This window comes from Streptomyces coeruleofuscus (assembly GCF_039532725.1).
GTDB classification, from domain to species: Bacteria; Actinomycetota; Actinomycetes; order Streptomycetales; family Streptomycetaceae; genus Streptomyces; species Streptomyces coeruleofuscus.
Genome location: NZ_BAAASE010000013.1, coordinates 71,129 through 97,585, shown reverse-complemented (window position 1 = coordinate 97,585; position 26,457 = coordinate 71,129). Strand labels below are relative to the sequence as shown.

Sequence of the window (26,457 nt, the reverse complement as noted above, 5' to 3'; positions counted from 1 at the left end):
GCTGACGATACGGAGCGCGATCGGGAACGGGCGACCGTATTACGGCCCGCCCGTGCCGCCCGCTGCCGAACAGCCCACCGCTCACCGGCTCTCACCGCTCCCGCAACCGCGTGGCCACCCACGCCCCCGCCAGCGCCACCACCGCCATCGGCAGGAACACCGCGGCGAAGGCGGCCGGGTGGGAGCCGGTGGTGTCGGTGGTGGTGTGGGTGACCGTGCCGCCGCCGAGGGCGGCGAAGGCGGCGCCGCCGGCGGAGAGCAGGACGACGTTGGAGAGGCCGTCGGAGATCTGGAGGGCGGCGGAGTTGGTGCCGGCCTCCTCGGGGGCGGAGAGCTTGAGCAGGAGCACGCTCGTGGAGGAGATGACGAGGCCCATGCCGAAGCAGCCGAAGGCCCAGGCGACGGCCAGGGTCCAGACGGGCACGGAGTCGATCAGCACACTCGGTGCGGCGGCGACGGCAGCCGCCACCAGCAGCATCCCGAGAGTCGTCAACCGCTCCCGGTACGGCTCGAACCGCGTCCGCGACTGCACCCACGAGCCCAGCGCCCACGTCCCGCCGCCCGCGGCGAGCGAGAACCCGGCCAGGGTCGGACTGAGCCCGCGCTGGGTCACCAGCATCAGCGGCACGAAGGACTCCGCGGCGACGAAGGACCCCGCGGCGACGCCGCGCAGCAGCACGACCGAGGGCAGCCCGCGAGCCGCCCGGTAGGTGCCGCGCGGGAGCAGCCCGAGCACGGCGGGCACCAGCAGGGCCAGTCCCGCCGCGCCCGGCAGGAGGGAGAAGGGGCGCAGATCCTGGGCGGCGTACTGGAGGAGGCCGGCGCCGAGGGAGATGGCCAGGGCCAGTCGGATGCGGCGGCCGCTGGGGGAGGGGGGTTCGTCGGTGGCGGAAGGCTCCGCCGCGGGTACCGGTCCGGCCGCCCGGCGCCGTATCTGCGGCAGGGCGAGCGCGAGCGGGAAGACGACGAGCACGGGTATCCCGATGAACACCCACCGCCACCCGAGCTGCTCGGTCACCGTGCCGGCGGCGAGCGGGCCGACGATCGACGGCAGGATCCAGCTCGCGGCGAACGCGGCCATGATGGCCGGCCGCAGCCGCTCCGGATACGCCCGCCCGACGACGACGTACAGCGCGACGATCACCAGCCCGCCGCCGAGCCCCTGCACGGCCCGCCCCAGGATGAACACCCACATCGACCCGGCGGTCCCCGACAGCAACAGCCCGGCCCCGAAGGAGGCGATGCCCGTCGTCAACGGCCCGAGGGGCCCGCGCCGGTCCGACCACTGCCCGGAGAGCACCATCCCGAACAGGCTCGTCGTGAAGTACCCGGAGAACGCGAACGCGTACAGCGACACCCCGTCCAACTCCCGCGCCGCGACCGGCATCGCCGTACCGACGGCCGTCGCCTCGAAGGCGACGAGCAGCACCACGGAGACGATGCCGAAGCTCAGCGCCCGATAGGACCGCCCCAGCACGGTCTCCTCGACCCCGGGGGCGGAGGCCAGGTCATCGGCATCCACGACATCTGCGTCACGCGGCTTCGGGACGGTCATGACCGCCAGGGTAAGGGCCACGGCACACTTTTACCCCTGTCGCGAGACGGTCCCCGCCTGGGACCTTGGTCGTACACCTCCTCGTCACAAAGCGTCATGCTGTGTCTGTTCACGCCGGCGCTTGGAGGAGAGAACGATGACCGAACGAACCGGCAGGGTGATCTGCGACATCACGGTCTCGGCCGACGGCTACTCCGCGGGGCTCGACCAGACCGAGGAACGCCCGTTCGGCGACGACGGCGGGGACGGCACGGGCGACAAGCTGCACTCCTGGATGTTCGACACCCCCGACGAGAACCGGGCCGAGATCGACCAGTTGGCCGCCGCCGGAGCGTTCATCATGGGCCGCAACATGTTCGGCCCCGTGCGCGGCGAATGGGACCGTCGGTGGAACGGCTGGTGGGGCGACAATCCGCCGTTCCACGCGCCGGTGTTCGTCCTCACCCACCACCCGCGCGAGCCGCAGCCGATGGACGGCGGCACCACGTACCACTTCGTCACCGACGGAATCGCGTCGGCACTGGCCCAGGCCCGAACCGCGGCCGGCGACGGCGACGTCCTGGTCCTCGGCGGCGCGACCACCGTCAACCAGTACCTCACCGCCGGCCTGATCGACGAGCTGCGGCTCCACATCGTGCCGTTCACCCTGGGCGCCGGCACGCGCCTGTTCGAGGACGTCCCACCGCTGAGACTGGAACAGGTGAAGTCCCGCCCGGCGACCCAGGTCACACACCTGACGTACCGCGTGCTGTCCTGAACCGCAGGGCGTTGCCGTCCCTAGCCGGCATCGGGAAGCGCTCCCGGACCGGCTTCCTCCTCTGCCTTTCGCCACGCCCTGCGCGCGTTCTCCGCCCGTACGGCGTCCAGCCACCGCCAGAGACCGATCTCCTCGAGCCGCAGCCCGGGACAGGCGATCCGGTGCGGCACGCGGCACACGGCACCGAACGCGGGCTCGTCCTCGCGGCTGTTCCACGCCGTCCCGTTGGAGTCCAGGTACCAGCGGTGCCAGGCGGGCACCATGTGCGCGGGCACCGGCATGTCCGGTTCGAGCAGGACGTGCCAGCCGTAGTAGGTGACACGCCGGTCACCGACGAGCCCGCAGTTGGGGCAGACGGGTGGAGCGGGCGGCTCAGGGCCGGTGGCGCCTTCCATCGCGGCCTGGGCCCGGTCGGTCTTCTCCCACGGCTGCGGCGCCCCCGGTGGCCGCTGCCGGTGTCCGTCGGGGTCGGGTAACGGGATGATGCTCGACTCGGCTGTTTCCCCCATGGGACCGAGCATGTGCCTGCGTCCGGGAGTCGGCCAGGGCGCAATCAGGGCGCAACGGGAGCAGTCGGGTGGGGGACCCCGCTCCTACAACACCCCGCCCGCCTCGTCCTGGAACGCGTCCGTCCAGTAGTGGCGGCCCGAGCCGCCCGCCGTGACGCCCGTCGGGTCGACCGCCGACAGGACCTGGAGCATCGTCATGGCCAGCTGGTCGTAGGTGTCGGTCGTCAGCTCGTGGTCCGACTGGGCGTCGATCACCCGCTCGCGGTGCAGCAGCCAGAGGGTGAACGCCAGGGTCGACACGTCCGTGTTCAGCGGGTACAGCGTCGCCTCGGGCTCGCACCAGTTCAGGACCGCGCCCGTCTCGCCGTCGACGACCAGGCTGTTGTCCTCGACGAGGTGGCCGAGGCGTATCAGGCGGTGGGTGCCGGAAGGAAGGTCCGTCGGGTCGTCCCGGTCGGCGTAGTACTCAGCCAGCGTCGCCAGCGGAACGTCCGTGTCCAGGGAGAAGACGTAGGCGTCCTCCGGCAGGCCCACCTCGCGCAGGAAGCGGCGGGTCGGCTCGTGCGTGAGGGTCGCGGGGAAGTCGACGTCCTCGAAGCGGGCCACCTTGCCGGGGCCGAACTCCTGGTCCAGGAGGCGGTGCGGGAGGTCCAGGGACAGGCCGGATGTGCCGCCCCGGCCCGCGATCAGGGAGAGCGGACGGATCAGGGCCGCCATCTTCCAGAACGGGGCCGGCTCGCCGTCCGTCCCGTCCCGGAACACCGCCAGCAGGTGCTGGGAGGCCTCCGCCACCGCCTTCGGGCCGAAGCGGCCCGCGTAGGAGGCGAACTGGCCGCGCAGACCCGCCAGTTCGTCCGTCGCCTCGGCGAAGCGGACCAGTGTCCGCAGCGAGGGCGCCAGCGGGCGGCGGTCCATCAGGTCGGGGCGGTCGTGCAGGAAGTACGTCGTCGAGATCTCGCCCGTCGCGCCGTCCAGCAGGACGGACTCCGTCTCCAGGCCTCCGGGGCCGAGCAGTCCGCCTATCACGAGCTGCTCGCGCAGCTCCGCCGACAGCCGGTCCTCCGGGCCGCCCGTCGAGTCCGCCACCGTGCGCAGACCCTTCCGGTCCAGCTCGGCGAAGCTCAGCACGCCGCTGTCGCCCGGCAGTCCGGGCCCGGTCAGCCAGTGCCGCGTCGACGCGTGCGTCACCCACGGGTCCAGCTCGGACTCGGTCAGGGTGATCACCGCGGAAGCGGCGTCGATCGTACTCATGGGCTCCCCCGAATGTGCTTGCTCACCGTCCCCTGGCGGAGCACGGCGGACCGCCCGGCCAGGCCCGGCAGCCGTCCCCCACTGCCCAGAACAGTACGCCCCACCACTGACAACGCCCCGGAACAGCGACGCGCCCAGCGAGGGCGCGTCCACCCCAGCAGACGCTCAGACCACCCTCGCGCGTTCCCTTTCCGCCAGAATCGCCTCCACGGTCTGTTCCACCGTCAGCTCCGAGGTTTCCAGCCACGGTCCGATGCGCGGCGTCCGCGTGCGCAGCGCCTCGTCCAGCATGCCGACGGTCCATGAACAGGCGGTACCGGAGCCGGAGTTGGCCTCGGCCTCGTCCCCGGCGCCGGGGACGTACTCCTCCCGGCCGGACACGATCATGCGCCGGAACACGTCGCCGCGGACGTGCGCGGCCCTCGGCAGGGCCTCCGCCGGCGCCTGGGCGACCGTCGACTTGCCGGCCGCCATCACTCCGGTGACCGGACGACCCCGTCCGGGGGGCATCAGGACCGTTCCGTGACCACCGCGGCCTGCGGGCGGATCGGCAGCCGGTTCACGGGGCGGCCCGTGGCGGCCCGTACGGCGGACGCGATGGCCGCCGGGGACGCCACCACCGGCACCGCGCTGACCGCCTTGGCGCCGAAGGGGGCGACCACGTCGCGCTCCTCGACCAGCCTGACGATGCGGATGTCGGGCGCGTCGAGAGCCGTCGGGAGGGCGTATCCGGTCAGGTCCGGGTGGCGGATCAGACCGCGCGGGGTGCGCAGGTTCTCGGTCAGCGCGATGCCCAGGCCCTGGGTCACGCCCGCCTCGATCCGGGCGGCCAGTTGGGTGGGGTTCAGGACCCGCCCCACGTCCTGGGCGACGGCCAGTTCCACGACCCGTACGGAACCGAGCTCGATGTCGACGTCCACCACCGCGCGGATCGCGCAGAAGGCCATGCCGACGAAGGCGTCGCCCTGGCCCGCCTCGTTCAGCGGCTCGGTCGGGTGCGGGCGGCACTGGGCGGTGGCCCACAGTTCCTTGCCGTCCAGCGCCTCGGTGACGGTCGTCGAGAGGACGCCGTCGTACGACGTGATCTTGCCGTCGGTGATCTGGAGCAGCTCCGTGGACATGCCGAACTTGTGGGCGAGCGGCTGGAGGAGCTGTGTGCGGACCATCTTGGCCGCGCGCTCCACCGCGCCGCCCGACACCCAGGTGTGCCGGCCCCGGCAGCCCGCGCCCGCCGGGGGCTGGTCGGTGTCGACGGGCGCCACGTGCACCTCGTCTATGCCGAGCGTCTCCTGCACGATCTGCCGGGCCAGGGTCGTGAAGCCCTGGCCGGTCTCGACGGCCGCGCACAGCACCGTCGCCACACCGTCGTGGACCTTCACGGTCGCCGTGGAGACCTCGTCCGCGCCCTCGGCGCCGAGCATGTGCACCATGCCCACCCCGTAGCCCACGCCCCGGCGCACCGCGCTCGGTTCGCCCGCGCCCTCCGGGCCGCCGGGCAGCAGCCACTCCTCCTCGGGCGTGTCCTTGGGCAGCGGCGGCAGCGGGAAGTCCCGCACGGCCTGGAGCAGTTCGGCGACGGGGGCCGGACAGGTCACGGTCTGGCCGGTCGGCAGCACGTCGCCCGTCGCCATCGCGTTGCGCAGCCGCACCTCGGCCGGGTCGATGCCGAGCTTCTTGGCGATCTTGTCCATCTGCGCCTCGTAGGCGGCGCAGACCTGCATGGCGCCCTCGCCGCGTACGTGCCCGGACGGGGGGTTGTTGGTGCGGACGGCCCAGCCCTCGATGAAGGCGTTCGGGACGACGTACGGGCCGCAGGCGAACGCGACGGCGGCGGCCAGGGCGTCGGCGGAGGTGTCGGCGTAGGCACCCGCGTCGAGCAGGATCTGCGCCTCCACCTTCACGAGTCTTCCCTCTGCGTCGGCGTGGTGGCGATAGCGCAGCAGGGTGGGGTGCCGGTGGGCGTGTCCGAGGAAGGACTCCTCGCGCGTGGCCGCGAGTTTCACCGGGCAGCCGGTCCGCAGCGCCAGCAGGCCGAGCGGGAGCTGGAAGCCCTGGTCCTCGCGGTCGGCCGTGGCGCCGGGGACACCGGTGACGACGACCTTGACCCGCTCGGGTTCCAGGCCGAAGGCGGCGGCGGCCGTGTCGCGGTCGGCGTGCGGGTCGGTGGAGGCGAGGTACAGCTCCACACCGCCGTCCGGGCGCGGTACGGCCAGGCCCGCCTCGGCGCCGATGGGCGCGGGGTCCTGGCGGCCGATGCGGTACAGGCCCTCGACGACGATCTCGCCGGCCGCTTCCGGGTCGCCGTGGCGCAGCGGGATGTGCCGGATCAGGTTGCCGTCGGGGTGCAGCGGCTCCGCCTCGAAGGCCTGCTCCGGGTCGGTCACCGGGTCGAGCACCTCGTACTCGACGATGACGGCGGCGGCGGCCATCCGCGCGGTGTCCGGGTGGTCGGCGGCGACGGCGGCGATGGGCTCGCCGTGGTGGCGCACGACCTCGGAGGCGAAGAACGGGCGGTCGGCCGTGCCGCGGCCGTGCAACGGGCTGCCGGGGACGTCCTCGTGGGTGACGACGGCGCGTACGCCTGGCATCTCGCGCGCGTGGGTGGTGTCGATGGAGACGATGCGCGCGTGCGGGTGCGGTGAGCGCAGCACGGCCGCCCACAGCAGGCCCTCGGCCCACAGGTCGGCGGCGTACGGGAAGGTGCCCTCCGTCTTGGCGCGGGCGTCCGCGGGCGGGAGGGAGGCGCCCAGGCCGTGCGGCAGCGGTTCGGGGGCGGGGGCGGCCTCCGCGGCCTGTGCGGCCTGCGCGGTGGCTGCTTCGTTGCTCACGCGGGGCCTCCGTCCTGGCCGTAGGGCTGGTCATGGGGGTCTGGAGTGTGCGGTTCCGGCGGCGAGCCGAAGGCCGACGCGTGGACGCCGCCGGCGCCCGGGCCCGCCTGGTGCGGGATACGGGCCTCGCCGGTGTCGCCGTCGGCGGGCGCGGAGTGCGCCTCGCGCTCGGCGACGACCTCCTGTACGGCGTCCACCACGCCCCGGTAGCCGGAGCAGCGGCACAGGTTGCCGCACAGCGCCTGGCGGGTCTCCAGCTCGGTGGGCGCCGGGTTGCCCTCCAGGAGGTCGTGCACGGTCATCGCCATGCCGGGCACGCAGAAGCCGCACTGCACGGCGCCGCAGCGCGCGAGCGCCCGCTGCACGTCCGACGGCTGCCCGTCCTCGGCCAGGCCCTCGACGGTACGGACCTCGCTGCCGGCGGCCGTCACGGCGGGGACCAGGCAGGACGCGACGAGCCGCCCGTCGACCTGGACGTTGCACGCGCCGCACTCGCCCTGCGAACAGCCGTCCTTGGCCCCCGCGAGTCCGAGCCGCTCGCGCAGCACGTACAGCAGGGACTCGCCGATCCACGCGTCGGTGACGGGGCGGTCGGTGCCGTTGACGCGCAGGACGAAGGAGGCGAGGGGGTGTTCCTCCTGCGGGGCCGTGGAGGGCGCGTCCTGGGACGCCTCGCCCTGGGCGCCGGCCGGGTCGTGCGAGACGGCGGAGTGGTCCTGCGCCGCCGGGTCGTCCGGGGTCCCGCCGTCGGCGTCCTCCGGTCCGGCGTTGTCCGGGCCCGCCTCGGCCGGGAGGGGCCCCGCGGACGGCTCGGCGGGGGCGTCGGCACCGTCTGCGGCCTCTGCGCCCTCTGGGGCGTCCTCGGCGGCCTCACCGGGGCCGGGAGCGTCCTGTGAGGCTTCCTGGGCGGTCTGCGGAGGCGCGGCGGCTTCCGCGTGCGCCCCGGGCGCGGGCTCGCCGGGGGCCTCCCCCGGGGCCTCGGGGTACGGCTGGGGGGACGCGGGCTGTTCGGGAGCGTGCGCGGCTGAACCGGGGTGCTCGGCGTGCTCGGGTGCGCCATCGGTGGCGGCGGGGTGCCCGGTCGGTTCACCGACGTGGCCCGCCGGCTCCGGCGCGTGGCCGGGTGCGCCGGAGGAGTCCGACCCGTGGCCTGGTGCGCCCGACGCCTCAGGGCCGTGGCCTGGTGCGCCCGACGCCTCAGGGCCGTGGCCAGGCGAGCCGGAGGGCTCCGGGCCGTGGTGGTCCCTGAAAGCGTGCGGCTCCGAGCCGTAGTGGTCCGCGTCGTGCGGCCCCGGGCCGTGGCCGGAGAAGGCGGACTGATCCGAGCCGTGGCCCGTGAAGCCGTGCGGATCCGAGCCGTGGGCGGCTACGTCGTGCGGCTCGGGGCCCTGGCCGGGTACACCGTGCGGATCCGAGCCATGGCCGGATCCGCCCTGCGGATCCGAGCCGTGGCCCGAGAAGGCGGACTGATCCGAGGCGTGGTCCGTGAAGCCCTGGGGGTCCGGCCCGTGCTCGGTGAAGGCAGACGGCTCCGGGCGGTGGTCGGTGAAGGCGTGCGACTCCGAGCCGTGGCGGGGCGCGCCGTGCGACTCCGAGCCGTGGTCCGTGAAACCGTGCCGCTCCGAGCCGTGGCCTGGTACGCCGTGCGGATCCGACCCGTGGTCGCCGAAGTCCGGCCGCTCCTGCCCCTGGCCGGCACCGTCGGACGGCTGAGGTGTGTGACCGGCGCCGGGCATCTCCGGCCCGTGGCCGCCGAATCCCTGCGACTCCGGCTCATGGCCGCCGAATCCGGGCGACTCCGGCCCATGACCGGCGAAGCCGGACGGCTCCGGTGCCTGCCCGGCCCCCTCCGGCTGCTGCGGCACGTGACCAGCCGACGGGTCCGCCTCCTGCGGCATGGGCCCGGCAGGCGGCTGGTCCGGGGCTTGGGCGCCCTGCGCGGCCGGATCCGGCGCGTACCCGGAGGTCGGCGGCTGCCCGTGTCCGTGCCCACCGTCCTGCTCGTGCCCGTGCGGATAGCCCGGCCCGGACTGCTCCTGCCCCGCCGTGTCCTGCTGCCCCCACGGCCGGCCCGTCGCCTGCGTCGCCCACGGCGCGGGCGCACCGCCCGGCAGCGTGGGCGGTGGGGTGCCGCCCCACTGCTCGACCAGCGAGGACGTGGTGAACTCGCCCGACTCGTCCGGAAGATCGCCCCCGGCGACGGGGATGGACCACTGCCCGGTCACGTCATGGCCGGGCGCGGATTCCGCCGCCGTGGCCTCGTCGAAGTTCCACTGCCCGGTGGCTCCCGGGTTGTACGTGAAGCGGTCGTCACCGCCGTGCCGGGGCGCCCCCGCGCCGGAACCGTACGGCGTGCCGGATCCGTACGGCGCCTCCGTGCCGTACGTCCGCTCGCCCGTGTCGTGCCCCGGCTGCTGGTGGCCGCCGTGCTCGTGGCCCTGCTCGTGCGCCGCGTGCGGATCGTGCCACTGGGCGCCGTCGACGGGCGCGCCGGGGACCGGCCACGCGCCCGGGGCCGCCGGGTCGGTTCCGGCGGTCGTGGCGGGGTCGACCGTTATCTGCGGCGGTACGTAGCCGTGGCCGGGCGCGGCGAGGGGGCTGTCGGCGGCCAGCAGTGCGTCGACGCCCCCCTCGGGGAGTTCGACGAAGGCGGTGGCGCCGTCGTCGTACTCGCCCTGGGGCAGCGGGTCCCAGCGGCTCCCGCCCCGGGGCGTGCCCTCTCCGTGCTGGTCGTCGGTCACGACAGCGCCCTCCCCAGTGCTCGTCGGGCCAGCGCGGCGACGGTGCGCCGCAGGTGCAGTACGGCGGGCGGAAGCTGTGCGACCGAGCCGTCCTCGGCCGGCGCCGCGTCGGGGATGCAGGCCGCGGCGACGTACTCGCCGAAGGCGCTCAGGGCCTCCGGCACGAGCGCGCGGTTGTTGTCCCAGTCGATGAGGCTGCCGACCCACTGCTCGGCCTCCAGGGGCCGCAGCGGCATCGGCGCTATGGCGCCCACCGCGCAGCGCACACCCCGGCGTGCGGGGTCCAGGACCAGGGCCACGGACGCCACCGCGCGCCCCGGGCCGGTGCGTCCGGTCGCCTTCAGGAAGACCTGCGGGGCGTGCAGCAGCGGCACGCGCACGTAGCCGATGAGTTCGCCGGCGCGCAGCATGTCCATCCCGGCCAGCAGGTGCGACACCGGGATCTCCCGGCGGGCTCCGCCCGGGCCCGCGATGATCAGTGTCGCCTCCAGGGCGGCCAGCACCGGCAGCGCGTCCCCGGTGGGGGCGGCCGAGGCGATGTTGCCGCCCAGGGTGCCCGCGTTGCGGATGTGCGGCGGGCCCGCGGCGCGCGCGGCGGCGGCGAGCGCCGGGATCAGGGCCGCGAAGTCGGGGCGGCCCATGCGCGCGTGCGTGAGGCCGGCGCCGAGCAGCGCGTGACCGTCGAGGTACTGCCAGCCGCGGATTTCGCTGATCCGGCCGAGTCCCACCAGCGCGGCGGGCCTGAGCTGTCCGGAGTTGACGGCGGCCATCAGGTCGGTGCCGCCCGCGACCGGCACGGCGGCGGGCACGGCGGTGAGTGCCGCGACGGCCTCGTCCAGCGTCGTGGGCAGCGTGACGGCCTGCGCCGCCTGCGGTGCGTGCGTGGTCAAACCGGCTGCCCCTTCCCGCTGCCCCACCTGGTCCCACCTGTGCTGCCGTACGGTACGTGCTGACAGGGCGGACGTGGCAACTCTGGCACATCTTGGCGAGAGCCGAAGACACGGGTCCGCTAGGAGGCATTCGCCCACCTCACCGGGGAGATGTTCCGTTTTAGCCCGGGTTCCCCAGTGCATGTGCATTGGCACTTTCGGTGACCCTTGTGCGCTTTTTCCGTGGCTTGTTCGAGCTGTTCGGTAGGGACGGCCCGGTGCTACCGGCTGGGCGGCGGTCCGTCCTTCGGGCGGCCCAGCACCCCGGGGCGCCGCTGCCAGGGCAGCGGGCCGGCGGGTGGCCGGTAGGCGACGCCGAGGGCGTCGAGCCGCCGGTAGTGGGCGGCCATACGGCGTTCGAAGCCGGTGAAGTCCCGTTCCGCCGGGACGGGCAGGGCGCTCCAGGCGACCTCGGCGAAGGCCGCGAGCCGGGGGAACGTCTGGTAGTCCACCCGTGCGTGGTCCTCCATCACCTCGGTCCACACGTTGGCCTGGGTGCCCAGCACGTGCCGGGCCTCCTCCGGCGTCAACTCCGGCGGCACGGGCTCGAACCGGTAGACGTCCTCCAGGGTGCGCACCCACCCGATCGGTACCGGCTCGTCGGGGCCCGGGGCCTGACGGTGGTCCAGATACACCTGCTGCTCGGGGCACATGACGACGTCGTGGCCGGCCCGGGCGGCGGCGATGCCCCCGGCGTAGCCGCGCCAGGAGGACACGGCCGCGCCCTTCGCCAGCCCGCCCTCCAGGATCTCGTCCCAGCCGATCAGCCGGCGCCCGCGCGCGGCGAGCCACGCGTCGAAGTGCCCGATGAACCAGGACTGGAGCTCGTCCTCGTCCGCGAGGCCGAGTTCCCTGATGCGCGCCTGGGCCGTCCCGGACCGCCGCCACTGGTCCTTGGGGCATTCGTCGCCGCCGACGTGGACGAACTCCGACGGGAACAGCTCCAGCACTTCCTCGAAGACGCCCTCGTAGAAGCGCAGGGTGTCGTCGGTGGGGGCGAGTACGTTCGGGTTGATTCCCCAGGTGTCCCAGACCGACAGGACGCCCGTGTCGATGACGTCGGTGTTGCCGAGTTCCGGGTAGGCGGCGATGGCGGCCTGCGAGTGGCCGGGTACGTCGATTTCGGGGACGACGGTGATATGCCGCTCGGCGGCGTAGGCGACGATCTCCCGGATGTCGTCCTGGGTGTAGTAGCCGCCGTGCGGCTTCTCCTCCCACAACGGCGAGGCCCGGTGGCCGGTTTTCGTCCGCGCGCGCCAGGAGCCGATCTCCGTCAGCCGTGGATGCCGCTCGATCTGGATGCGCCAGCCCTGGTCGTCCGTCAGATGGAAGTGGAAGACGTTGAGTTTGTGCGCGGCCATCAGATCGAGATAGCGCAGGACGCCTTCCTTGGGCATGAAGTGCCGGGCGACGTCGAGCATGAGGCCGCGCCAGCGGAATCGGGGTGCGTCGTGGATGGTGACGGCGGGCACCTCCCATTCCTGCCGGCGGGTCACCGGCGCGCGGCGAAAGGCATCGGGGCCCAGCAGCTGACGGAAGGTCTGGGCGCCCCAGAACAGGCCCGCCGGGCTCGCCCCTTCGATGAGGACGCGGTCGGCATCGGCCGTGAGGCGGTACGCCTCGGGTCCGCCCAGGGCCGGCAGGATCCCCAGTCGGACGCGGCGGGCGTCGCCGGTGTGCGGGTCCAGCGGCAGACCGGTCGCCGCGCCGACGGTCGCGCGCAGCCACCGCGCGACCCGCTCGGTGCCGGGGCCCGCCTCGATCCCGGTGTCCGCGTCGAGGAGGAAGCCCGGACCGTCCCCGGTCTCGACGCTCAGGGGCGCCGGAATCACGTCCGTGTTCGGAGGAGTCACGTCAGTCCTTCACCGCTCCGCCCAGTCCGGAGACCAGGCGCCGCTGTACGAGTACGAAGAAGACCAGGACCGGAATCGTCATCACCGTGGAGGCGGCCATGACGCCGCCCCAGTCCGGGTCGTCGGGCTTGTAGAAGACCAGCAGCGCCATCGGCAGCGTCGACTGGGAAGTGTCACTGATGATGAACGACTTGGCGAAGAGGAAGTCGTTCCAGGCGGAGATGAAGGAAAAGACGCTGGTGGCCACGAGTCCCGGCAGGACCAGCGGGAAAAGGATCTGCCACAGGAATCGCGCCCGGCTCGCCCCGTCGATGTAGGCGGCCTCCTCCAGTGCCTCCGGAACGGCTTTCACGAACCCCCGCAGCATCCAGATCGCGAAGGGCAGCGAGAAGGCGATGTGGGGCAGGATCAGCGAGCCCAGGGTGTTCAGCTGGCCGAAGTCCCGCATGAGGAAGAAGAGGGGGATCGTCAGGGCCTCCACGGGCACCATCTGGGCCACCAGAAACATGATCAGCAAGGTGGTCCGGAGGCGGAACCGGAATCGTGTCACGGCGGTCGCGGCGAGAAACGCGATGAGCGCGGAGGCGATCACCACACAGCCCGCGACGACGAGGCTGTTGAGGAAGTACCGGCCGAATTCCTGCTGCCCGAAGACGCGTTGGAAGGAGTCCAGAGAAGGCGCGAGAGTCCATGGTCTGGGCTCGCTCGACTCGATCTCCCCGGCCGGTTTGAAGGCGCTGAGCACCATCCAGTACAGGGGAAAGGCGACAACGACCGCGACCAGCAGGGCCGAGGCCTCGGCGGCCAGCCGCCCCGGGCGGCGCACACGAACGCGAAGTGGGTTCACAGTTCCTCCCCCTGCCGGCGCAGCAGCCGCAGGTACACGAGCGTGACGGCGAGCAGGATCAGCAGCATCACGACGCCGATCGCGGAGCCGAGGCTGTACTGCGAGGACGCGAACGCCTGCTGGTAGGCGTAGACGTTCAGGACCAGGTTCTGGCCCGCGATGCCGCCGCCGCCCGTCATGACGTAGATCTGGGTGAAGACCTTGAAGTCCCAGATGACCGACTGGATGGTGACGACGACAAGGATCGGCCGGAGGATCGGGGCGAGTACGGATCGCCAGATCCGCCACTGGGAGGCACCGTCCAGGGCGGCGGCCTCCAGCACTTCGACCGGTACGGCGCGAATCCCCGCGTACACGGTCACCATCACGAACGGGAAGGAGCACCAGACCACTTCGAGCAGGACGAGGAAGAAGGCGCTGAGACGCCCGTACGTCCACGAGTGGTCGCCGAGGCCCAGCATCCGGTTCACCGGGCCGAAGTCCGGGTCGAAGAGGAACAGCCAGACCGTGGAGCCGGTCACCGCGGGCGTCGCCCACGCGCCCAGGGCGGCCAGCATCAGCGCGAGCCGCGGTACGGCCCGCACGCGCGTGAGCAGTACGGCGAGGGCACAGCCGACCGCGAGCGTGGAGACGACACAGGCCGCCGCGAACAGCACGGTGGCGAGCAGCACCTGCCAGAACTGCGGATCCCCGAACAACTCGGCGTAGTTCGCGAACCCCCGGAACGCGGTCGGTTCCCCGCCGCTGACCTGCGCCTGCGTGTACTCGAAGAACGAGATCAGGCCGAGTTGGTAGATGGGGTAGACGAGCAGCCCCCCGAGCACGACCAGCGCGGGCGCGAGATACAGCCAGGGCGTCCACCCACCGGCCGCGAGCGGCGACGTACCGGCCACACCCCGCCGCACTCCCGTCCGACCACCCCGCCTCCCCCGGCTGCCCTTGGCCGAAGGCCGCCCCCGCGAAGCACCGCTATACCCAGCGCGGCCCTCACGGGAACCGCCCCCGCCCCCTCCGATCCTGGCCACGAGTGACAAGCTGCCGCTCCCAGAAGCGGACGGGGGACGGCTACCGGTCGGACCACGCGCGTCTCCCGCGGGGGCAACGCCAACCGGGGCGACTCCCGCGGGGGCACTCCCGTCAGAGGCGGCTCCAGCAGGGACAGCCCTGGCCGGATCGCCTCCCGCGGAGGCAGCCTGGTCCGGATCGGCCCCCGCAGGGGCAGCACCCGCAGATCCACCCCCAGCGAGACCGGCTCCTGCCGGGACACTCCCAGCAGAGGCGAATCGTACGGCGGCACTCTCAGCCGGACCGCCTCCCGCAGACCCACCCCCCACAGGGGCAGAACCCGCGGCAGTGGCCGCGGCCGGGACGGTTCCCAGCACGCCACTTCCGGCCAGGTCGGCTCCCGCCGCAGCCGCTCTCGTCCCCTCTTCCCCAGCCGAGTCGGCTCCGGCCAGGTCGGCCACCTCCGTATCGCTCCCGGTCGGCCCGGCCCCGGCAGAACCACCCTCGGCCTCCACCAGGCCGCCCGTCGCCGGCGTGGCGCCGGACAAGTCCTCCCCAGCCGGATCACTCCCCGCCAAGGCGGCCCCCGCCGATTCCCCCCGGTCGTTCACCCGGCTCACCCGGCGGAGCCGAACGCGGTGTTCATCTTCTTCGCCGCGTCCTCGGAGGCCGCGGCCACGTCCTTCTTGCCGCTGATGATCTCCTGGAACATCGTGGGCAGGACGAGCGAGGAGTCGATCTGGGCCCAGGCGGGTGAGGCCGGGACGAACTTGGTGCCGGCCGAGAGGGTCCGCACGAAGGGCTTCACGAACGGCTCCTTCGAGGCGACGTCCTGCCGTACGTCCGTGAAGGTCGGCAGGAAGCCCATCGCGTCGAAGAGTTCGGTCTGGGTCTTCTTCGAGGCGAGCTGTTCCATCAGCTCGACCGCGAGCGTGCGGTGGGAGGTGCTCTTCAGGACGCCGATGTTGTTGCCGCCCGCGAAGGCCGGTGCGATCGAGCCGGACTTCACACCCGGCAGCGGGACGACGGCGTACTTGCCCTTGACCTTCCCGGCCTCGACGGCGGTGTGGCTGAAGTCGCCGCCGATCGCCATCCCGGCCTTGCCCGCGGCGAACGCGGAGATCGTGTCGTTGCCGCCCATGCCCGCGCACTTGGCAGCCGGACAGTTGTCGTCGCCGAAGAGGGACGTGTACGCCTTGATGCCCTTCTGCGCCTGCGGGCTGTCCAGGCCGGAGGCGTACGAACCGCCCTTGCCGCTCGCGAGTTCACCGCCGTTGGCCCAGACGAACGGCATCGCGCCGTAGGTGTAGGCGCCGCCGACGACGAGCCCGTAGAGGTCGGGCTTCGCGGCCCGTATCTCGCGGGCGGTGGAGGCCAGTTCGTCCATCGTCTTCGGGGCGGACAGGCCGAGTTCCTCGAAGACGTCCGTGCGGTAGTACAGCGCGCGGACGCCGACGTAGAAGGGGGCGCCGTAGACCTTGCCGTCGACCGTCACCGACTGCTTGGCCGTCGGGTCGGTGTCCTTCGCCTCGCTCCAGTCACCGAACTCCTCCGTGACGTCGAGGAGTCCGCCGTCCTTCACATAGCCGGCCGTGTCGGTATTGCCGTACTCCATGACGTCGGGAGCGGAGGCGGGGTCGTTGAAGGCGGCCTTGACGCGCTGGGCGCGGGTGTCGATGGGGATGTACTCGACGTCGACCTCGGTGCCCTTGTGGGCCTTCTCGAAGGCGGCGACGACCGAGTCGACGACCTTCTCCTTGGGGGTGTTGCCGACCTCCTGGAAGAGCCACACACGGAGCGTGCCGGTCTTCTCGTCCTTGTCGGAGGAGGAGTTCGTGGCGGTCTGGGGGGCGCAGGCAGTGGCGAGGAGAGCGGCGAGGGCGGCGAGCCCGGCACATCGGACGGACAACTTCATGGAGTGCTCCTCCGAGGGAGTGTTGCAACATGCGCAATGAAGGTTTCGCTGTGCACAACACCTCGGAGGCTATGGAGTGCAGGAACACGCCCACAAGAGGTCTCAACCACTCTGTGACCGGCTGACGCATCCTGCGCAACGCCCGAACAGCACAAAAGCCCCCAGGGCGCGCAAAACGCACCCTGGAGGCTTTACGCCGCGCAGGCCGGGGCTACTTGTCGCCCTTGCCCTTGTCGTCGTCGCCGGAGCTCATGGACTCGTAGATCTCCTTGCACATGGGACACACCGGGTACTTCTTCGGGTCGCGGCCCGGCACCCAGACCTTGCCGCACAGCGCCACGACGGGGGTTCCGTCGAGGGCGCTCGCCATGATCTTGTCCTTCTGGACGTAATGGGCGAAGCGCTCGTGGTCACCGTCACCGTGAGAGGTCTGCGGCGTCGGCTCTACGAGGGTCCCCGTACCAGTCCCGCGCTCGGGCTCGAGAGTGCTCATAGGCCCAAGGGTACTGAAGCTCACAGACATCAGTTGAGCGAAGGGTCGTCCGGGTACGTCGCCACCATCGCCAGCTCGTTGCGCTGGCGGCGCAGCACCTCGCGCCAGAGTCTCTCCGGGAACGGCGAGGAGACGTCGCCCGGCTCCGACTCGACGACGTACCACGCGCCGTCCACCAGCTCGTCCTCCAGCTGGCCCGGGCCCCAGCCGGCGTACCCGGCGAAGATCCGCAGCGAGCCGAGGGCGGAGGCCAGCAGCTCCGGCGGGGCCTCCAGGTCGACCAGACCGATCGCGCCGTGCACCCGGCGCCAGCCCAGCGGTGCGGCCTCCCCGGACGCGCCGCCGGGGACGACGGCGACCCCGAGGGCCGAGTCCAGCGACACCGGGCCGCCCTGGAAGACGACGCCGGGTTCGCCGGCGAGGTCCCCCCAGCCCTCCAGGATGTCGCCCACGTCCACCGGGGTGGGGCGATTGAGGACGACACCGAGAGAGCCCTCCTCGTCGTGGTCGAGGAGCAGCACCACCGCGCGGTCGAAGTTGGGGTCCGCCAGGGCGGGCGTGGCCACGAGCAACCGCCCTGTGAGCGAGGACACCTCGGTCATGCCAGACATGATCCCGCATCTTCCCTTTCCGTGGGGAGGCAATGCGGGTACGGGAGGGGACGCAGCTCAGGGCGCACTGGTGCGTTTGTCGCGCACGGATGTGACGGTGACCCCATGTGCCCGGCACGGAACGGTTCGTGTTGTGACAGAGCTATGACGTGGCTGGGTCTGCTTCAGGCTTACGGAAGGGGGGTGGAAGGCGATTACCCTTTCCCTCCTGGCCCCTGCCCGACTCCACGGAACGCGAGATTCATGACCGTCAACGACGATGTCCTGCTTGTCCACGGCGGAACCCCGCTGGAGGGCGAGATCCGTGTCCGCGGTGCGAAGAACCTCGTACCGAAGGCCATGGTGGCAGCGCTGCTGGGCAGCGCCCCGAGCCGCCTCCGCAATGTTCCGGACATCCGTGACGTACGGGTCGTACGGGGTCTGTTGCAGCTGCACGGTGTGACGGTCCGTCCGGGGGAAGCGCCCGGCGAACTGGTGATGGATCCGACGCGCGTGGAGAGCGCGAACGTCGCTGACATCGATGCCCATGCGGGTTCGAGCCGTATCCCGATCCTGTTCTGCGGCCCCCTTCTGCACCGCCTCGGCCACGCGTTCATCCCGGGCCTCGGCGGCTGCGACATCGGCGGCCGGCCCATCGACTTCCACTTCGACGTGCTGCGGCAGTTCGGCGCGCGGATCGAGAAGCGGGCGGACGGGCAGTACCTGGAGGCCCCGCAGCGGCTGCGGGGTACGAAGATCAGGCTGCCGTACCCGTCCGTGGGCGCGACCGAGCAGGTGCTGCTGACGGCGGTGCTCGCCGAGGGTGTCACCGAGCTCTCGAACGCGGCTGTCGAGCCGGAGATCGAGGACCTGATCTGCGTCCTTCAGAAGATGGGCGCCATCATCGCGATGGACACCGACCGGACCATCCGTGTCACCGGTGTCGACAAACTCGGCGGCTACACCCACCACGCCCTCTCCGACCGCCTGGAGGCCGCGTCCTGGGCGTCCGCCGCGCTGGCGACCGAGGGCAACATCTACGTCCGTGGCGCCCAGCAGCGCTCGATGATGACGTTCCTGAACACCTACCGGAAGGTGGGCGGTGCCTTCGAGATCGACGACGAGGGCATCCGCTTCTGGCACCCCGGCGGCCAGCTGAAGTCCATCGCGCTGGAGACGGACGTCCACCCCGGCTTCCAGACCGACTGGCAGCAGCCGCTGGTGGTGGCCCTGACCCAGGCCACGGGCCTGTCCATCATCCACGAGACGGTCTACGAGTCCCGCCTCGGCTTCACCTCCGCCCTGAACCAGATGGGCGCCCACATCCAGCTCTACCGCGAGTGCCTGGGCGGCTCCGACTGCCGCTTCGGCCAGCGCAACTTCCTCCACTCGGCCGTCGTCTCCGGCCCCACCAAGCTCCAGGGCGCCGATCTGGTCATCCCCGACCTCCGCGGCGGCTTCTCGTACCTCATCGCGGCGCTGGCGGCCCAGGGCACGTCCCGCGTCCACGGCATCGGCCTCATCAACCGCGGCTACGAGAACTTCATGGAGAAGCTCATGGAGCTCGGGGCGAAGGTCGAGCTGCCGGGCAAGGCGCTCGGCTGATCCCGGCCCCGGAGCAACGCCCGCCCGGCTGGGGGTCCGGGGGTTGTCCCCCGGGAAAGCACAGCATGGAGAAGCTCATGGAGCTCGGGGCGAAGGTCGAGCTGCCGGGCAAGGCGCTCGGCTAGCACCCGAAGTCAGTACACGCAGTGAAGCCCAAAGGGGCGGCCACCCGGATCGGGTGGCCGCCCCTTTGGTGTCACTGTGCCTCGTACGTCGTCCTGAGACGCACGGACGACCAGGTCACTTACCCTTGGCCGCTTCCTTGAGCTTGGAGCCCGCGGAGACCTTCACGCTGTAGCCAGCCGGAATCTGGATCGGCTCGCCGGTCTGCGGGTTGCGGGCGGTGCGAGCGGCACGGTGGGTGCGCTCGAAGGTCAGGAAGCCGGGGATGGTGACCTTCTCGTCCCCCTTGGAGACGATGTCGCCGACCACGTCGGCGAACGCGGCCAGCACGGCGTCGGCGTCCTTGCGGGTCACCTCGGCGCGGTCGGCCAGCGCGGCCACCAGCTCACTGCGGTTCATGTTGTTACTCCCGTGTTCATCTTGCCGTTGAGGCGTCAGATCGAAGCCGATGCTGCCAGGGTCCTCCATGAGTCCCCGGACCCGGGTCCGTCGTCAGACCCTCGCGCCCAGGGAGGCATCCTGCCTCTACCTGCGGCGGGAAAGCCAATCCGGCACCCGGCGGAGTCGTGAGAGCACCCTTGGGAGTCACACGAAAAGAGGGCCTGAGCCTGGCCGCCACGATAGGGCTCCGCCGCTGACAGTGGTCCCTCGACGCGCCGTTTTCCGGGTTGCCGTGGGGATCCTCACAGTCCGGGGGCCGGTGCCCCCGGACCTCACTGCGGGTCGAGCGCCTCGTCCTCAGACGCCGGACGAGCTGCTCACCGTGGCGCCCGCCGCCTTCGCGGCCTCCCGGACCGCTCCGGCGACCGCGCCCGCGACCTTGTCGTTGAAGACGCTCGGGATGATGTAGTTCGGGTTCAGCTCGTCCTCGGTCACCACGTCCGCGAGGGCGGTCGCGGCGGCCAGCATCATCTCGGTGTTGACCGTGCGGGACTGGGCGTCCAGCAGACCGCGGAAGACACCCGGGAAGACCAGCACGTTGTTGATCTGGTTCGGGAAGTCGGAACGGCCGGTGGCCACAACGGCCGCGGTCTGGCGGGCGATTGCCGGGTCGACCTCGGGGTCCGGGTTCGCGAGCGCGAACACGATGGCACCCTCGGCCATGGCGGCCACGTCGTCGCCGTCGAGGACGTTCGGGGCCGAGACGCCGATGAAGACGTCGGCGCCGCGCACGGCCTCCTTGAGGGTGCCGGTCTGGCCCTCGGGGTTGGTGTTGTCCGCGATCCAGCGCAGCGCCGAGTCCGGGGCGGCGTCCACCAGGTCCTCGCGGCCCGCGTGCACGACGCCGTGGATGTCGGCGACGACGGCGTTCTTGACGCCCGCGGCCAGCAGCAGCTTCAGGATGGCCGTACCGGCCGCGCCGGCGCCGGACATGACGACGCGGATGTCCTCGATCGCCTTGCCCGCGACGCGAAGTGCGTTCGTGAGGGCGGCGAGGACGACGATCGCGGTGCCGTGCTGGTCGTCGTGGAAGACGGGGATGTCGAGGGCCTCGCGCAGCCGGGCCTCGATCTCGAAGCAGCGGGGGGCGGAGATGTCCTCCAGGTTGATGCCGGCGAAGCCCGGGGCGATCGCCTTGACGATCTCGACGATCGCGTCGGTGTCCTGGGTGTCGAGGCAGATCGGCCAGGCGTCGATACCGGCGAACCGCTTGAAGAGGGCCGCCTTGCCCTCCATGACGGGCAGCGCGGCCTTCGGGCCGATGTTGCCCAGGCCCAGCACGGCGGAACCGTCCGTCACGACCGCAACGGAGTTGCGCTTGATGGTGAGGCGGCGGGCGTCCTCGGGGTTCTCGGCGATCGCCATGCAGACGCGGGCGACACCCGGCGTGTAGACCATGGACAGGTCGTCACGGTTGCGGATGGGGTGCTTCGACGCCATCTCGATCTTGCCGCCGAGGTGCATGAGGAAGGTCCGGTCCGAGACCTTGCCCAGCGTGACGCCCTCGATGCCGCGGAGTTCCTCGACGATCTCGTCCGCGTGCGCGGTCGACGAGGCCGCGATGGTGACGTCGATACGGAGCTTCTCGTGACCGGAAGCGGTGACGTCGAGGCCGGTCACCGAGCCTCCGGAGGACTCCACGGCGGTGGTGAGCTGCGAGACGGCGGTTCCGCTCGCGGGCACCTCCAGCCGGACCGTCATCGAGTAGGAGACGCTGGGCGCCGTTGCCATGGCCGACTTCCTCTGCTTTCACCTGACGCTGAGTTGTGCCGTCCGATCGTCGCACCTACCGCTGAGTAGCAGGTAGCCACCCTCGATTGCGAACGTTTTGTTCGCGGAACAGGCCAGCAAAAAGAGACCCACGTCACGTAGGACGTGGGTCTCTTATGAAGTAGGTGGCACCGACCCGCCATGCTCGCCTCGCGGCAAGTGGTCGCTCGTAGCGACGATGGTTGGGCCCGGGGGCTTGGATCGAGCCGGTGCCACGTCCAGGCTAACAAACAGATCCCGTAAGGCCATTCCCGTACCGGGAGTTCATTTCGCCGACAAGTGGGTAACCGGGCGCGGCCCGTCCAAGAGGCCCTCCGAGAGGGCGGATCAGTCCCTGAGCAGGTCCGGCACTCCCGTCGCGTCGGGCTCGTCCCGTTCGGCCGAGACGACCGTGAGCTGCTGGGTGGCCCGAGTCAGTGCGACGTAGAGCACGCGCAGGCCGGCCGGGGACTCGTCGGCGATCTCCGCCGGGGAGACCACGACCGTCGCGTCGTACTCCAGGCCCTTCGCCTCCAGGCTGCCCAGTGCCACGACCCGGTCGCCGAGCCCGGCGAGCCAGCGGCGGGCCTCCTCGCGGCGCTGCATGGCGACGACCACACCGACCGTGCCGTCGACGCGCTCCAGCAGCCGGGCCGCCTCCGCGCGGACGGTTTCGGCCAACGTGTCGTCCACGACGGTGAAACGGGGCTCGACGCCGGTGGAGCGGACCGCCTTCGGGGACGCGGAGCCCGGCATGGCGAGGGCCAGCACCTTCGAGGCGAGCTCGGCGATCTCGGCCGGGTTGCGGTAGTTCACGGTGAGCTCGAAGCGGCGGCGCGGGCGGGTGCCGAGTGCCTCGTCGCGGGCCTGGGCGGCCTCGTCGGGGTCGGACCAGGAAGACTGGGCCGGGTCGCCGACGACCGTCCAGGTGGCGTGCCGGCCGCGGCGGCCGACCATGCGCCACTGCATCGGGGTGAGGTCCTGGGCCTCGTCGACGATGACGTGCGCGTACTCGGTGCGCTCCTGCGCGAGGCGCTCGGCGCGCTCGCGCTGCGACTCCTCGCGCACCGGCATCAGCTCCTCCAGGCCGGTGAGCTGGTCGAGCGGGTCGAGTTCGCGCCTCTTCCGGGGGCGGGCCGGGGCGCCGAGGATGGCCTGGAGCTCGTCGAGCATCGCGATGTCGTGCACCGAGTGGCCGTCGCGCCTGAGGGAGCGGGCGACCTTGCGGATCTCGCCGGGGTTGAGGATCCGCCGGGCCCAGCGGCCGAGGCGCCGCTCGTCGGCCATGGCGTCCAGGACGGCCGCCGGGGTCAGCTCGGGCCACCAGGCGTCGAGGAAGGCGATGAAGCTGTCCTCGGAGGTGATGTCCTCGTCGAAGGAGGAGCGCAGCTCGGCGGCGAGCTCCGGGTCGGTGTGGCGGCCGGCCGCGCCGGACTGCTCCCACAGGGCGTCCAGGAGCAGCTTGCGGGCGCGGGGGCGCAGCAGGTTCACGGGGGCGGTGCCGCCGAGGGCGGCGCGGCGGATGTCCGCCAGCTGCTCGGCCTCCAGTTCCAGGCGGCGGCCGAAGGCGACCACGCGCAGCCGGGCCGGTGAGTCGTTCAGCTCCAGGGCTCCGCGCGCGGCCTTGCGCAGCACCTTGAGCATGCGGGACGAGCCCTTGGCGCGGGCCACGGACGGGGAGTCGTAGAGCGTGGCCTCGGCGCCGTCGACGAGGGAGCCGATGGCGCGGATGGCGACCTGGCCCTCCTCGCCGAGGGAGGGCAGCACGCCCTCGGTGTAGGCGACGAGCAGCGGGGTCGGCGAGACGATCAGGATGCCGCCCGCGTAGCGGCGGCGGTCCTGGTAGAGGAGGTAGGCCGCGCGGTGCAGGGCGACGGCGGTCTTGCCGGTGCCGGGGCCGCCCTCGACATAGGTCACGGAGGCGGCGGGGGCGCGGATGACCAGGTCCTGCTCGGCCTGGATGGAGGCGACGATGTCGCGCATGGTGTGGCTGCGGGCCTGGCCGAGCGCGGCCATCAGGGCGCCGTCGCCGATGACGGGCAGCTCGTGGCCGTCGAGGAAGGCCGTCAGCTCGGGGCGCATCAGGTCGTCCTCGACGCCGAGCACCTTGCGTCCCTTGGAGCGGATGACCCGGCGGCGGACGACGCGGCCGGGGTCCACGGGCGTCGACCGGTAGAAGGGGGCGGCGGCCGGGGCCCGCCAGTCGATCACCAGCGGGGCGTAGTCCTGGTCGAGGACGCCGATGCGGCCGATGTGCAGCGTCTCGGCGATGTCGGCGGTGCTGTCCTCGCGGATCGCGCCCTCGGCGGGCTCGACGGCGGTGTACGCGCCGTCGGGGCCCTTCTTGCCGTCCTTGCCGCGCAGCAGGTCGATGCGGCCGAAGAGGAAGTCCTCGAACTCGTTGTTCAGGCGGCTGAGGTGTATGCCTGCGCGGAAGACCTGGGCGTCCCGCTCGGCGAGCGCGCCGGGTGTTCCGACCTGGCCGCGCTGGGCCGCGTCGTTCATGAGGAACTCCGCCTCGTGGATCTTCTCCTCGAGACGCCGGTACACCCGGTCCAGGTGTTCCTGTTCGACGCCGATCTCTCTGTCTCTCAGGGAGTCGAGCGCGGTTTCCTGCTGAGCCTGAGCGGCCACCGGGCCCCCTTCTGACGTGCTGGGCAGCCGTCCACCGTACGCGAAGGGGACCCGGTAAGGCTACGCGTCGACCTCGACCAGCCGCTTGCCGTCGAAGGTCACTACCTCGAAGTGGTCGATCTCGTTCGGCTCGAAGGCGGCACCGCCCTGGACGTACAGCGGCTCCTTGGCCTTCTCGGACTTGGCGTCCGGGAGGCCGTAGCCCCATTCCGGGACGGACCAGGAGGACAGGGTCTCCCGCTCGCCGTTCTTGCCGACCGCGACGAGGGCGCACTTCAGCGGGCCCTTGACGTTCTTCAGCTCGAGGACCATTCCGGTGCCCCAGTCCTTCTTCTGGACTGCGACGGTCGCGGAGACCTTGGTGTTCGGGTCGGTGGCCGTGATCTTGTCGGAGATGCCGTCGAAGGCTTCCTTGGCGGGGCTCGCGGCGAGCGGGCGGTTCTCGGCGCCGCCGCCGTCACCGCCGCCGTTCGTCGCGACGGCGACGAAGGGGCCGCCGATGATCAGCGCGCCGGCCGCGGCCACCATGTAGAAACTGCGGCGGCGCTTCTGGGCGCGACGGTCGGCGACCTCGTCGACCAGCTTCTCCACCAGGCGCGGCCGGGGCTTCGCGGACAGCGACTCGCCGATCGCGGGTGTGCCCGAGCCGGGCAGGTCGGCGAGGGCGGCGAGCATCGGCTCCATGCCGGCCAGCTCGTCGAGCTGCTGGGCACACCACTCGCAGGTCGCGAGGTGGGCTTCGAAAGCGGTTGCTTCGGCGTCGTCGAGGATGCCGAGAGCGTAGGCGCCGACGGTCTCGTGCTCATTCGGCACCGGAGATCCCTGCATGGGTCCAGACATACCCATGCCTCCCGTACCGAACCCCTGGTTTCCCCCGTAAACACTCATCACGCCGTCACCCCCCGCTCCTCCAGTGCCAGCTTCATGGAACGCAGAGCGTAGAAGACCCTGGAGCGGACGGTTCCGCTGGGTATGCCCAGGGTCTCGGCCGCCTCATTGACGGTACGCCCCTTGAAATACGTCTCGACGAGCACCTCCCGATGGGCGGGGGTCAGGTCGTCGAGTGCGTCCGACAGAGTCATCAGCCACAGCGCCTTGTCGATCTCGTCCTCCGCGGGGATGACCTCCAGCGGCGACGGGTCGACCTCCTGCGGCCGGGCCTGCCGGCTGCGGTGGCCGTCGATGACGATGCGCCGGGCGACCGTCACCAGCCAGGGGCGTACCGATCCGGTCGCTCGATTGAGCTGTCCGGCGTTCTTCCAGGCACGGATGAGCGTCTCCTGCACGACGTCCTCGGCGCGTTGCCGGTCTCCGGCGACCAGGCGCAGGACATAGGCGAGCAGGGGTCCGGCGTGTTCGCGATAGAGCGCACGCATCAGCTCCTCGTCGGGTTCCGAGGGCTGGGACATGCGATGTCGGGCCCTCGGTGCACGTTCATTGGCCACGACGGAATCCTTGCGCACGCCCACCTCCGGTGTCCGGGGGTTCCCCCAGTCGGTCGCTCCACATGCCGTACGGACGCGAGCTGTTGGGTGTTCAAAGAGGCGTGACAGATTTCTTCGAAGTGACGTGACGAGGGGGACATGGGAGCACATTCCCACCCCGCGTTCTTTACATTTCCGCCACATCGACCAGATCAAGCCAGGCTTTCCCTACGGGTGCGTAGGTAAACGACGTGTAATCGAAATCACTTCGACAGTGCATCCACAGAAGTCGCATTTAGGACAGGGAAATTGAATGTAGCGACCACCCAACGGCTTTGCGGTGAAGGGCAAAAGGGACTTAAGCACGGGTGAGTGCCGCGCGGCGGCGATGTCGGGCGACCCGTTCGCGGTTCCCGCAGACCTCGCTGGAGCACCAGCGCCTCCGGCGCCCCCGGGACGTGTCGAGGTACACGATCGGGCAGTTGTCGCCCTCGCACTGGCGCAGGGCCGCGCGGGCGACGGGATCGGTCAGCAGGTCCACGGCGTCCCGGGCGACGGCCGCGAGCAGGGCGGGGCAGCCGGGTGGGTCCAACTGCCGTACGAGCTCGCCCTCTCCGCTGCGGACGGCACGCGGGGCGGGGGGCGCGGGACGCGCGAGGTCGTTGACGCGCGCCAGTGCGAAGTCGTACGCCGGGGCCCCGGATCCCGGCCAGCCGCGCACCAACCGGTCGATCTGACCGCGCAGTTCGCGGAAGGCGGCAGGCCAGGTGGCGTCGACGTGGGCCAGGACGGTGTCCGCCGGGACCAGCCCGGAGCCGGTGATCCAGGCGCGCAACACGTCCACGGAGTCCAGCCGTTCCTCCGGATGCGTGGTGGAGAGCAGATCGAGGCAGATCCGCCCGGCATCGAACCGCAGCTCGTACGGGGCCGTGGCCGTACCCAGTGCCATGTGCCTGTCACCGCCTAGGGTGCACCCCGGTCGCGAGGGGTTCGGTGGGGTGCCAGTGAGAGGGCTGGGAAACCGTTCCCTCTTACAGTGCCTGCCCGCTGCGACGCCGGAAACCCCTTGGGGCGTGCCCGCAAAGTCCCGCCTGCCCCGCGACGCCCGGCACGCTCCCCCACTGTCTTGAGGGCGAGTGGGAGGTGCCCCCACTCGCCACTCCGTTCGAACGCTCGCGTACAACCAGTACACGGGCGTCAGCGTGGCG

The 26,457-nt window shown here is 71.7% G+C and carries 21 protein-coding genes; 2 read left to right on the top strand and 19 right to left on the bottom strand.

The window, feature by feature from the left end; genetic code table 11:
• Positions 1 to 91: 91 nt before the first annotated feature.
• Positions 92 to 1,555: an MFS transporter gene (locus tag ABFX81_RS36400; protein WP_086845614.1), complete on the bottom strand. Its 1,464-nt coding sequence runs from the start codon at positions 1,553 to 1,555 to the stop codon at positions 92 to 94.
• Positions 1,556 to 1,691: 136 nt separating this feature from the next.
• Here ABFX81_RS36400 and ABFX81_RS36395 point away from each other — a divergent pair, with 136 nt between their 5' ends.
• A complete protein-coding gene (locus tag ABFX81_RS36395; RefSeq protein ID WP_086845612.1) occupies positions 1,692 to 2,312 on the top strand; it encodes a dihydrofolate reductase family protein in 621 nt (206 codons plus the stop codon).
• A 20-nt stretch (positions 2,313 to 2,332) separates the two neighbouring features.
• Here the strand turns inward: ABFX81_RS36395 and ABFX81_RS36390 are convergent, their stop codons facing one another.
• The 12 genes from ABFX81_RS36390 to ABFX81_RS36335 all read right to left on the bottom strand — a co-directional run bounded on the left by ABFX81_RS36390 (position 2,333) and on the right by ABFX81_RS36335 (position 17,285).
• On the bottom strand, positions 2,333 to 2,821 hold the full coding sequence (locus tag ABFX81_RS36390; protein ID WP_086845620.1) for a DUF6083 domain-containing protein: 489 nt from the start codon (positions 2,819 to 2,821) through the stop codon (positions 2,333 to 2,335).
• A gap of 84 nt (positions 2,822 to 2,905) precedes the next feature.
• Positions 2,906 to 4,072, bottom strand: a complete 1,167-nt coding sequence (locus tag ABFX81_RS36385) for an SUKH-4 family immunity protein (RefSeq protein WP_086845610.1) — start codon at positions 4,070 to 4,072, stop codon at positions 2,906 to 2,908.
• Between the two features lie 165 nt (positions 4,073 to 4,237).
• Complete coding sequence (locus ABFX81_RS36380) at positions 4,238 to 4,582, bottom strand: hypothetical protein (protein ID WP_086845608.1); 345 nt, start codon at positions 4,580 to 4,582, stop codon at positions 4,238 to 4,240.
• Positions 4,582 to 6,900 carry a xanthine dehydrogenase family protein molybdopterin-binding subunit gene (locus ABFX81_RS36375; RefSeq protein ID WP_346139262.1) on the bottom strand — a complete coding sequence of 773 codons (2,319 nt, stop codon included), beginning with the start codon at positions 6,898 to 6,900 and terminating at the stop codon, positions 4,582 to 4,584. Before ABFX81_RS36375 ends, ABFX81_RS36380 begins: the two co-directional genes overlap by 1 nt.
• The gene (locus ABFX81_RS36370) at positions 6,897 to 9,641 is read right to left on the bottom strand and encodes a 2Fe-2S iron-sulfur cluster-binding protein (RefSeq protein ID WP_346139261.1); all 2,745 of its coding nucleotides are present in this window, start codon (positions 9,639 to 9,641) and stop codon (positions 6,897 to 6,899) included. Before ABFX81_RS36370 ends, ABFX81_RS36375 begins: the two co-directional genes overlap by 4 nt.
• Positions 9,638 to 10,531 carry an FAD binding domain-containing protein gene (locus tag ABFX81_RS36365; RefSeq protein WP_086850970.1) on the bottom strand — a complete coding sequence of 298 codons (894 nt, stop codon included), beginning with the start codon at positions 10,529 to 10,531 and terminating at the stop codon, positions 9,638 to 9,640. The genes ABFX81_RS36370 and ABFX81_RS36365 overlap by 4 nt, the downstream gene beginning before the upstream one ends.
• A gap of 260 nt (positions 10,532 to 10,791) precedes the next feature.
• A complete protein-coding gene (locus ABFX81_RS36360; RefSeq protein WP_428837249.1) occupies positions 10,792 to 12,423 on the bottom strand; it encodes a beta-N-acetylhexosaminidase in 1,632 nt (543 codons plus the stop codon).
• 1 nt (position 12,424) lies between these two features.
• Positions 12,425 to 13,270, bottom strand: coding sequence for a carbohydrate ABC transporter permease (locus ABFX81_RS36355; protein ID WP_086850968.1), 846 nt, complete (start codon positions 13,268 to 13,270; stop codon positions 12,425 to 12,427).
• Complete coding sequence (locus tag ABFX81_RS36350; protein ID WP_086850966.1) at positions 13,267 to 14,175, bottom strand: carbohydrate ABC transporter permease; 909 nt, start codon at positions 14,173 to 14,175, stop codon at positions 13,267 to 13,269. The genes ABFX81_RS36355 and ABFX81_RS36350 overlap by 4 nt, the downstream gene beginning before the upstream one ends.
• Before the next feature lie 716 nt (positions 14,176 to 14,891).
• The gene (locus tag ABFX81_RS36345) at positions 14,892 to 16,190 is read right to left on the bottom strand and encodes an extracellular solute-binding protein (protein WP_086841124.1); all 1,299 of its coding nucleotides are present in this window, start codon (positions 16,188 to 16,190) and stop codon (positions 14,892 to 14,894) included.
• Between the two features lie 211 nt (positions 16,191 to 16,401).
• A complete protein-coding gene (locus ABFX81_RS36340) occupies positions 16,402 to 16,683 on the bottom strand; it encodes a DUF3039 domain-containing protein (protein WP_003990595.1) in 282 nt (93 codons plus the stop codon).
• A gap of 29 nt (positions 16,684 to 16,712) precedes the next feature.
• Positions 16,713 to 17,285, bottom strand: coding sequence for a YqgE/AlgH family protein (locus ABFX81_RS36335; RefSeq protein ID WP_279545604.1), 573 nt, complete (start codon positions 17,283 to 17,285; stop codon positions 16,713 to 16,715).
• A 252-nt stretch (positions 17,286 to 17,537) separates the two neighbouring features.
• On the opposite strand from ABFX81_RS36335, the gene murA reads away from it, so the two are divergent.
• Entirely contained in the window at positions 17,538 to 18,878 is a 1,341-nt protein-coding gene (gene murA, locus ABFX81_RS36330) for a UDP-N-acetylglucosamine 1-carboxyvinyltransferase (protein WP_086841128.1), read from the top strand.
• 240 nt (positions 18,879 to 19,118) lie between these two features.
• Here murA and ABFX81_RS36325 read toward each other — a convergent pair whose 3' ends face one another.
• The 6 genes from ABFX81_RS36325 to ABFX81_RS36300 all read right to left on the bottom strand — a co-directional run bounded on the left by ABFX81_RS36325 (position 19,119) and on the right by ABFX81_RS36300 (position 26,198).
• A complete protein-coding gene (locus tag ABFX81_RS36325) occupies positions 19,119 to 19,400 on the bottom strand; it encodes an HU family DNA-binding protein (protein ID WP_003990598.1) in 282 nt (93 codons plus the stop codon).
• A 339-nt stretch (positions 19,401 to 19,739) separates the two neighbouring features.
• On the bottom strand, positions 19,740 to 21,173 hold the full coding sequence (locus tag ABFX81_RS36320; RefSeq protein ID WP_086841130.1) for a malic enzyme-like NAD(P)-binding protein: 1,434 nt from the start codon (positions 21,171 to 21,173) through the stop codon (positions 19,740 to 19,742).
• Positions 21,174 to 21,539: 366 nt separating this feature from the next.
• Positions 21,540 to 23,825, bottom strand: a complete 2,286-nt coding sequence (locus ABFX81_RS36315) for a UvrD-helicase domain-containing protein (RefSeq protein WP_086841132.1) — start codon at positions 23,823 to 23,825, stop codon at positions 21,540 to 21,542.
• A gap of 60 nt (positions 23,826 to 23,885) precedes the next feature.
• Complete coding sequence (locus ABFX81_RS36310; protein WP_311772143.1) at positions 23,886 to 24,713, bottom strand: anti-sigma factor family protein; 828 nt, start codon at positions 24,711 to 24,713, stop codon at positions 23,886 to 23,888.
• The gene (locus tag ABFX81_RS36305) at positions 24,713 to 25,234 is read right to left on the bottom strand and encodes a sigma-70 family RNA polymerase sigma factor (protein ID WP_010039908.1); all 522 of its coding nucleotides are present in this window, start codon (positions 25,232 to 25,234) and stop codon (positions 24,713 to 24,715) included. Before ABFX81_RS36305 ends, ABFX81_RS36310 begins: the two co-directional genes overlap by 1 nt.
• Before the next feature lie 373 nt (positions 25,235 to 25,607).
• Positions 25,608 to 26,198, bottom strand: coding sequence for an ABATE domain-containing protein (locus tag ABFX81_RS36300; protein WP_086841136.1), 591 nt, complete (start codon positions 26,196 to 26,198; stop codon positions 25,608 to 25,610).
• Positions 26,199 to 26,457: the final 259 nt, after the last annotated feature.

Excerpts from the sequence above, each read along its gene's own strand:
- ABFX81_RS36400 (WP_086845614.1), bottom strand. The coding sequence starts at position 1,555 with ATGACCGTCCCGAAGCCGCGTGACGCAGATGTCGTGGATGCCGATGAC.
- ABFX81_RS36395 (WP_086845612.1), top strand. The coding sequence starts at position 1,692 with ATGACCGAACGAACCGGCAGGGTGATCTGCGACATCACGGTCTCGGCC.
- ABFX81_RS36390 (WP_086845620.1), bottom strand. The coding sequence starts at position 2,821 with ATGGGGGAAACAGCCGAGTCGAGCATCATCCCGTTACCCGACCCCGAC.
- ABFX81_RS36385 (WP_086845610.1), bottom strand. The coding sequence starts at position 4,072 with ATGAGTACGATCGACGCCGCTTCCGCGGTGATCACCCTGACCGAGTCC.
- ABFX81_RS36380 (WP_086845608.1), bottom strand. The coding sequence starts at position 4,582 with ATGCCCCCCGGACGGGGTCGTCCGGTCACCGGAGTGATGGCGGCCGGC.
- ABFX81_RS36345 (WP_086841124.1), bottom strand. The coding sequence starts at position 16,190 with ATGAAGTTGTCCGTCCGATGTGCCGGGCTCGCCGCCCTCGCCGCTCTC.
- ABFX81_RS36340 (WP_003990595.1), bottom strand. The coding sequence starts at position 16,683 with ATGAGCACTCTCGAGCCCGAGCGCGGGACTGGTACGGGGACCCTCGTA.
- ABFX81_RS36335 (WP_279545604.1), bottom strand. The coding sequence starts at position 17,285 with ATGACCGAGGTGTCCTCGCTCACAGGGCGGTTGCTCGTGGCCACGCCC.
- murA (WP_086841128.1), top strand. The coding sequence starts at position 17,538 with ATGACCGTCAACGACGATGTCCTGCTTGTCCACGGCGGAACCCCGCTG.
- ABFX81_RS36325 (WP_003990598.1), bottom strand. The coding sequence starts at position 19,400 with ATGAACCGCAGTGAGCTGGTGGCCGCGCTGGCCGACCGCGCCGAGGTG.
- ABFX81_RS36320 (WP_086841130.1), bottom strand. The coding sequence starts at position 21,173 with ATGGCAACGGCGCCCAGCGTCTCCTACTCGATGACGGTCCGGCTGGAG.
- ABFX81_RS36310 (WP_311772143.1), bottom strand. The coding sequence starts at position 24,713 with ATGAGTGTTTACGGGGGAAACCAGGGGTTCGGTACGGGAGGCATGGGT.
- ABFX81_RS36305 (WP_010039908.1), bottom strand. The coding sequence starts at position 25,234 with ATGTCCCAGCCCTCGGAACCCGACGAGGAGCTGATGCGTGCGCTCTAT.
- ABFX81_RS36300 (WP_086841136.1), bottom strand. The coding sequence starts at position 26,198 with ATGGCACTGGGTACGGCCACGGCCCCGTACGAGCTGCGGTTCGATGCC.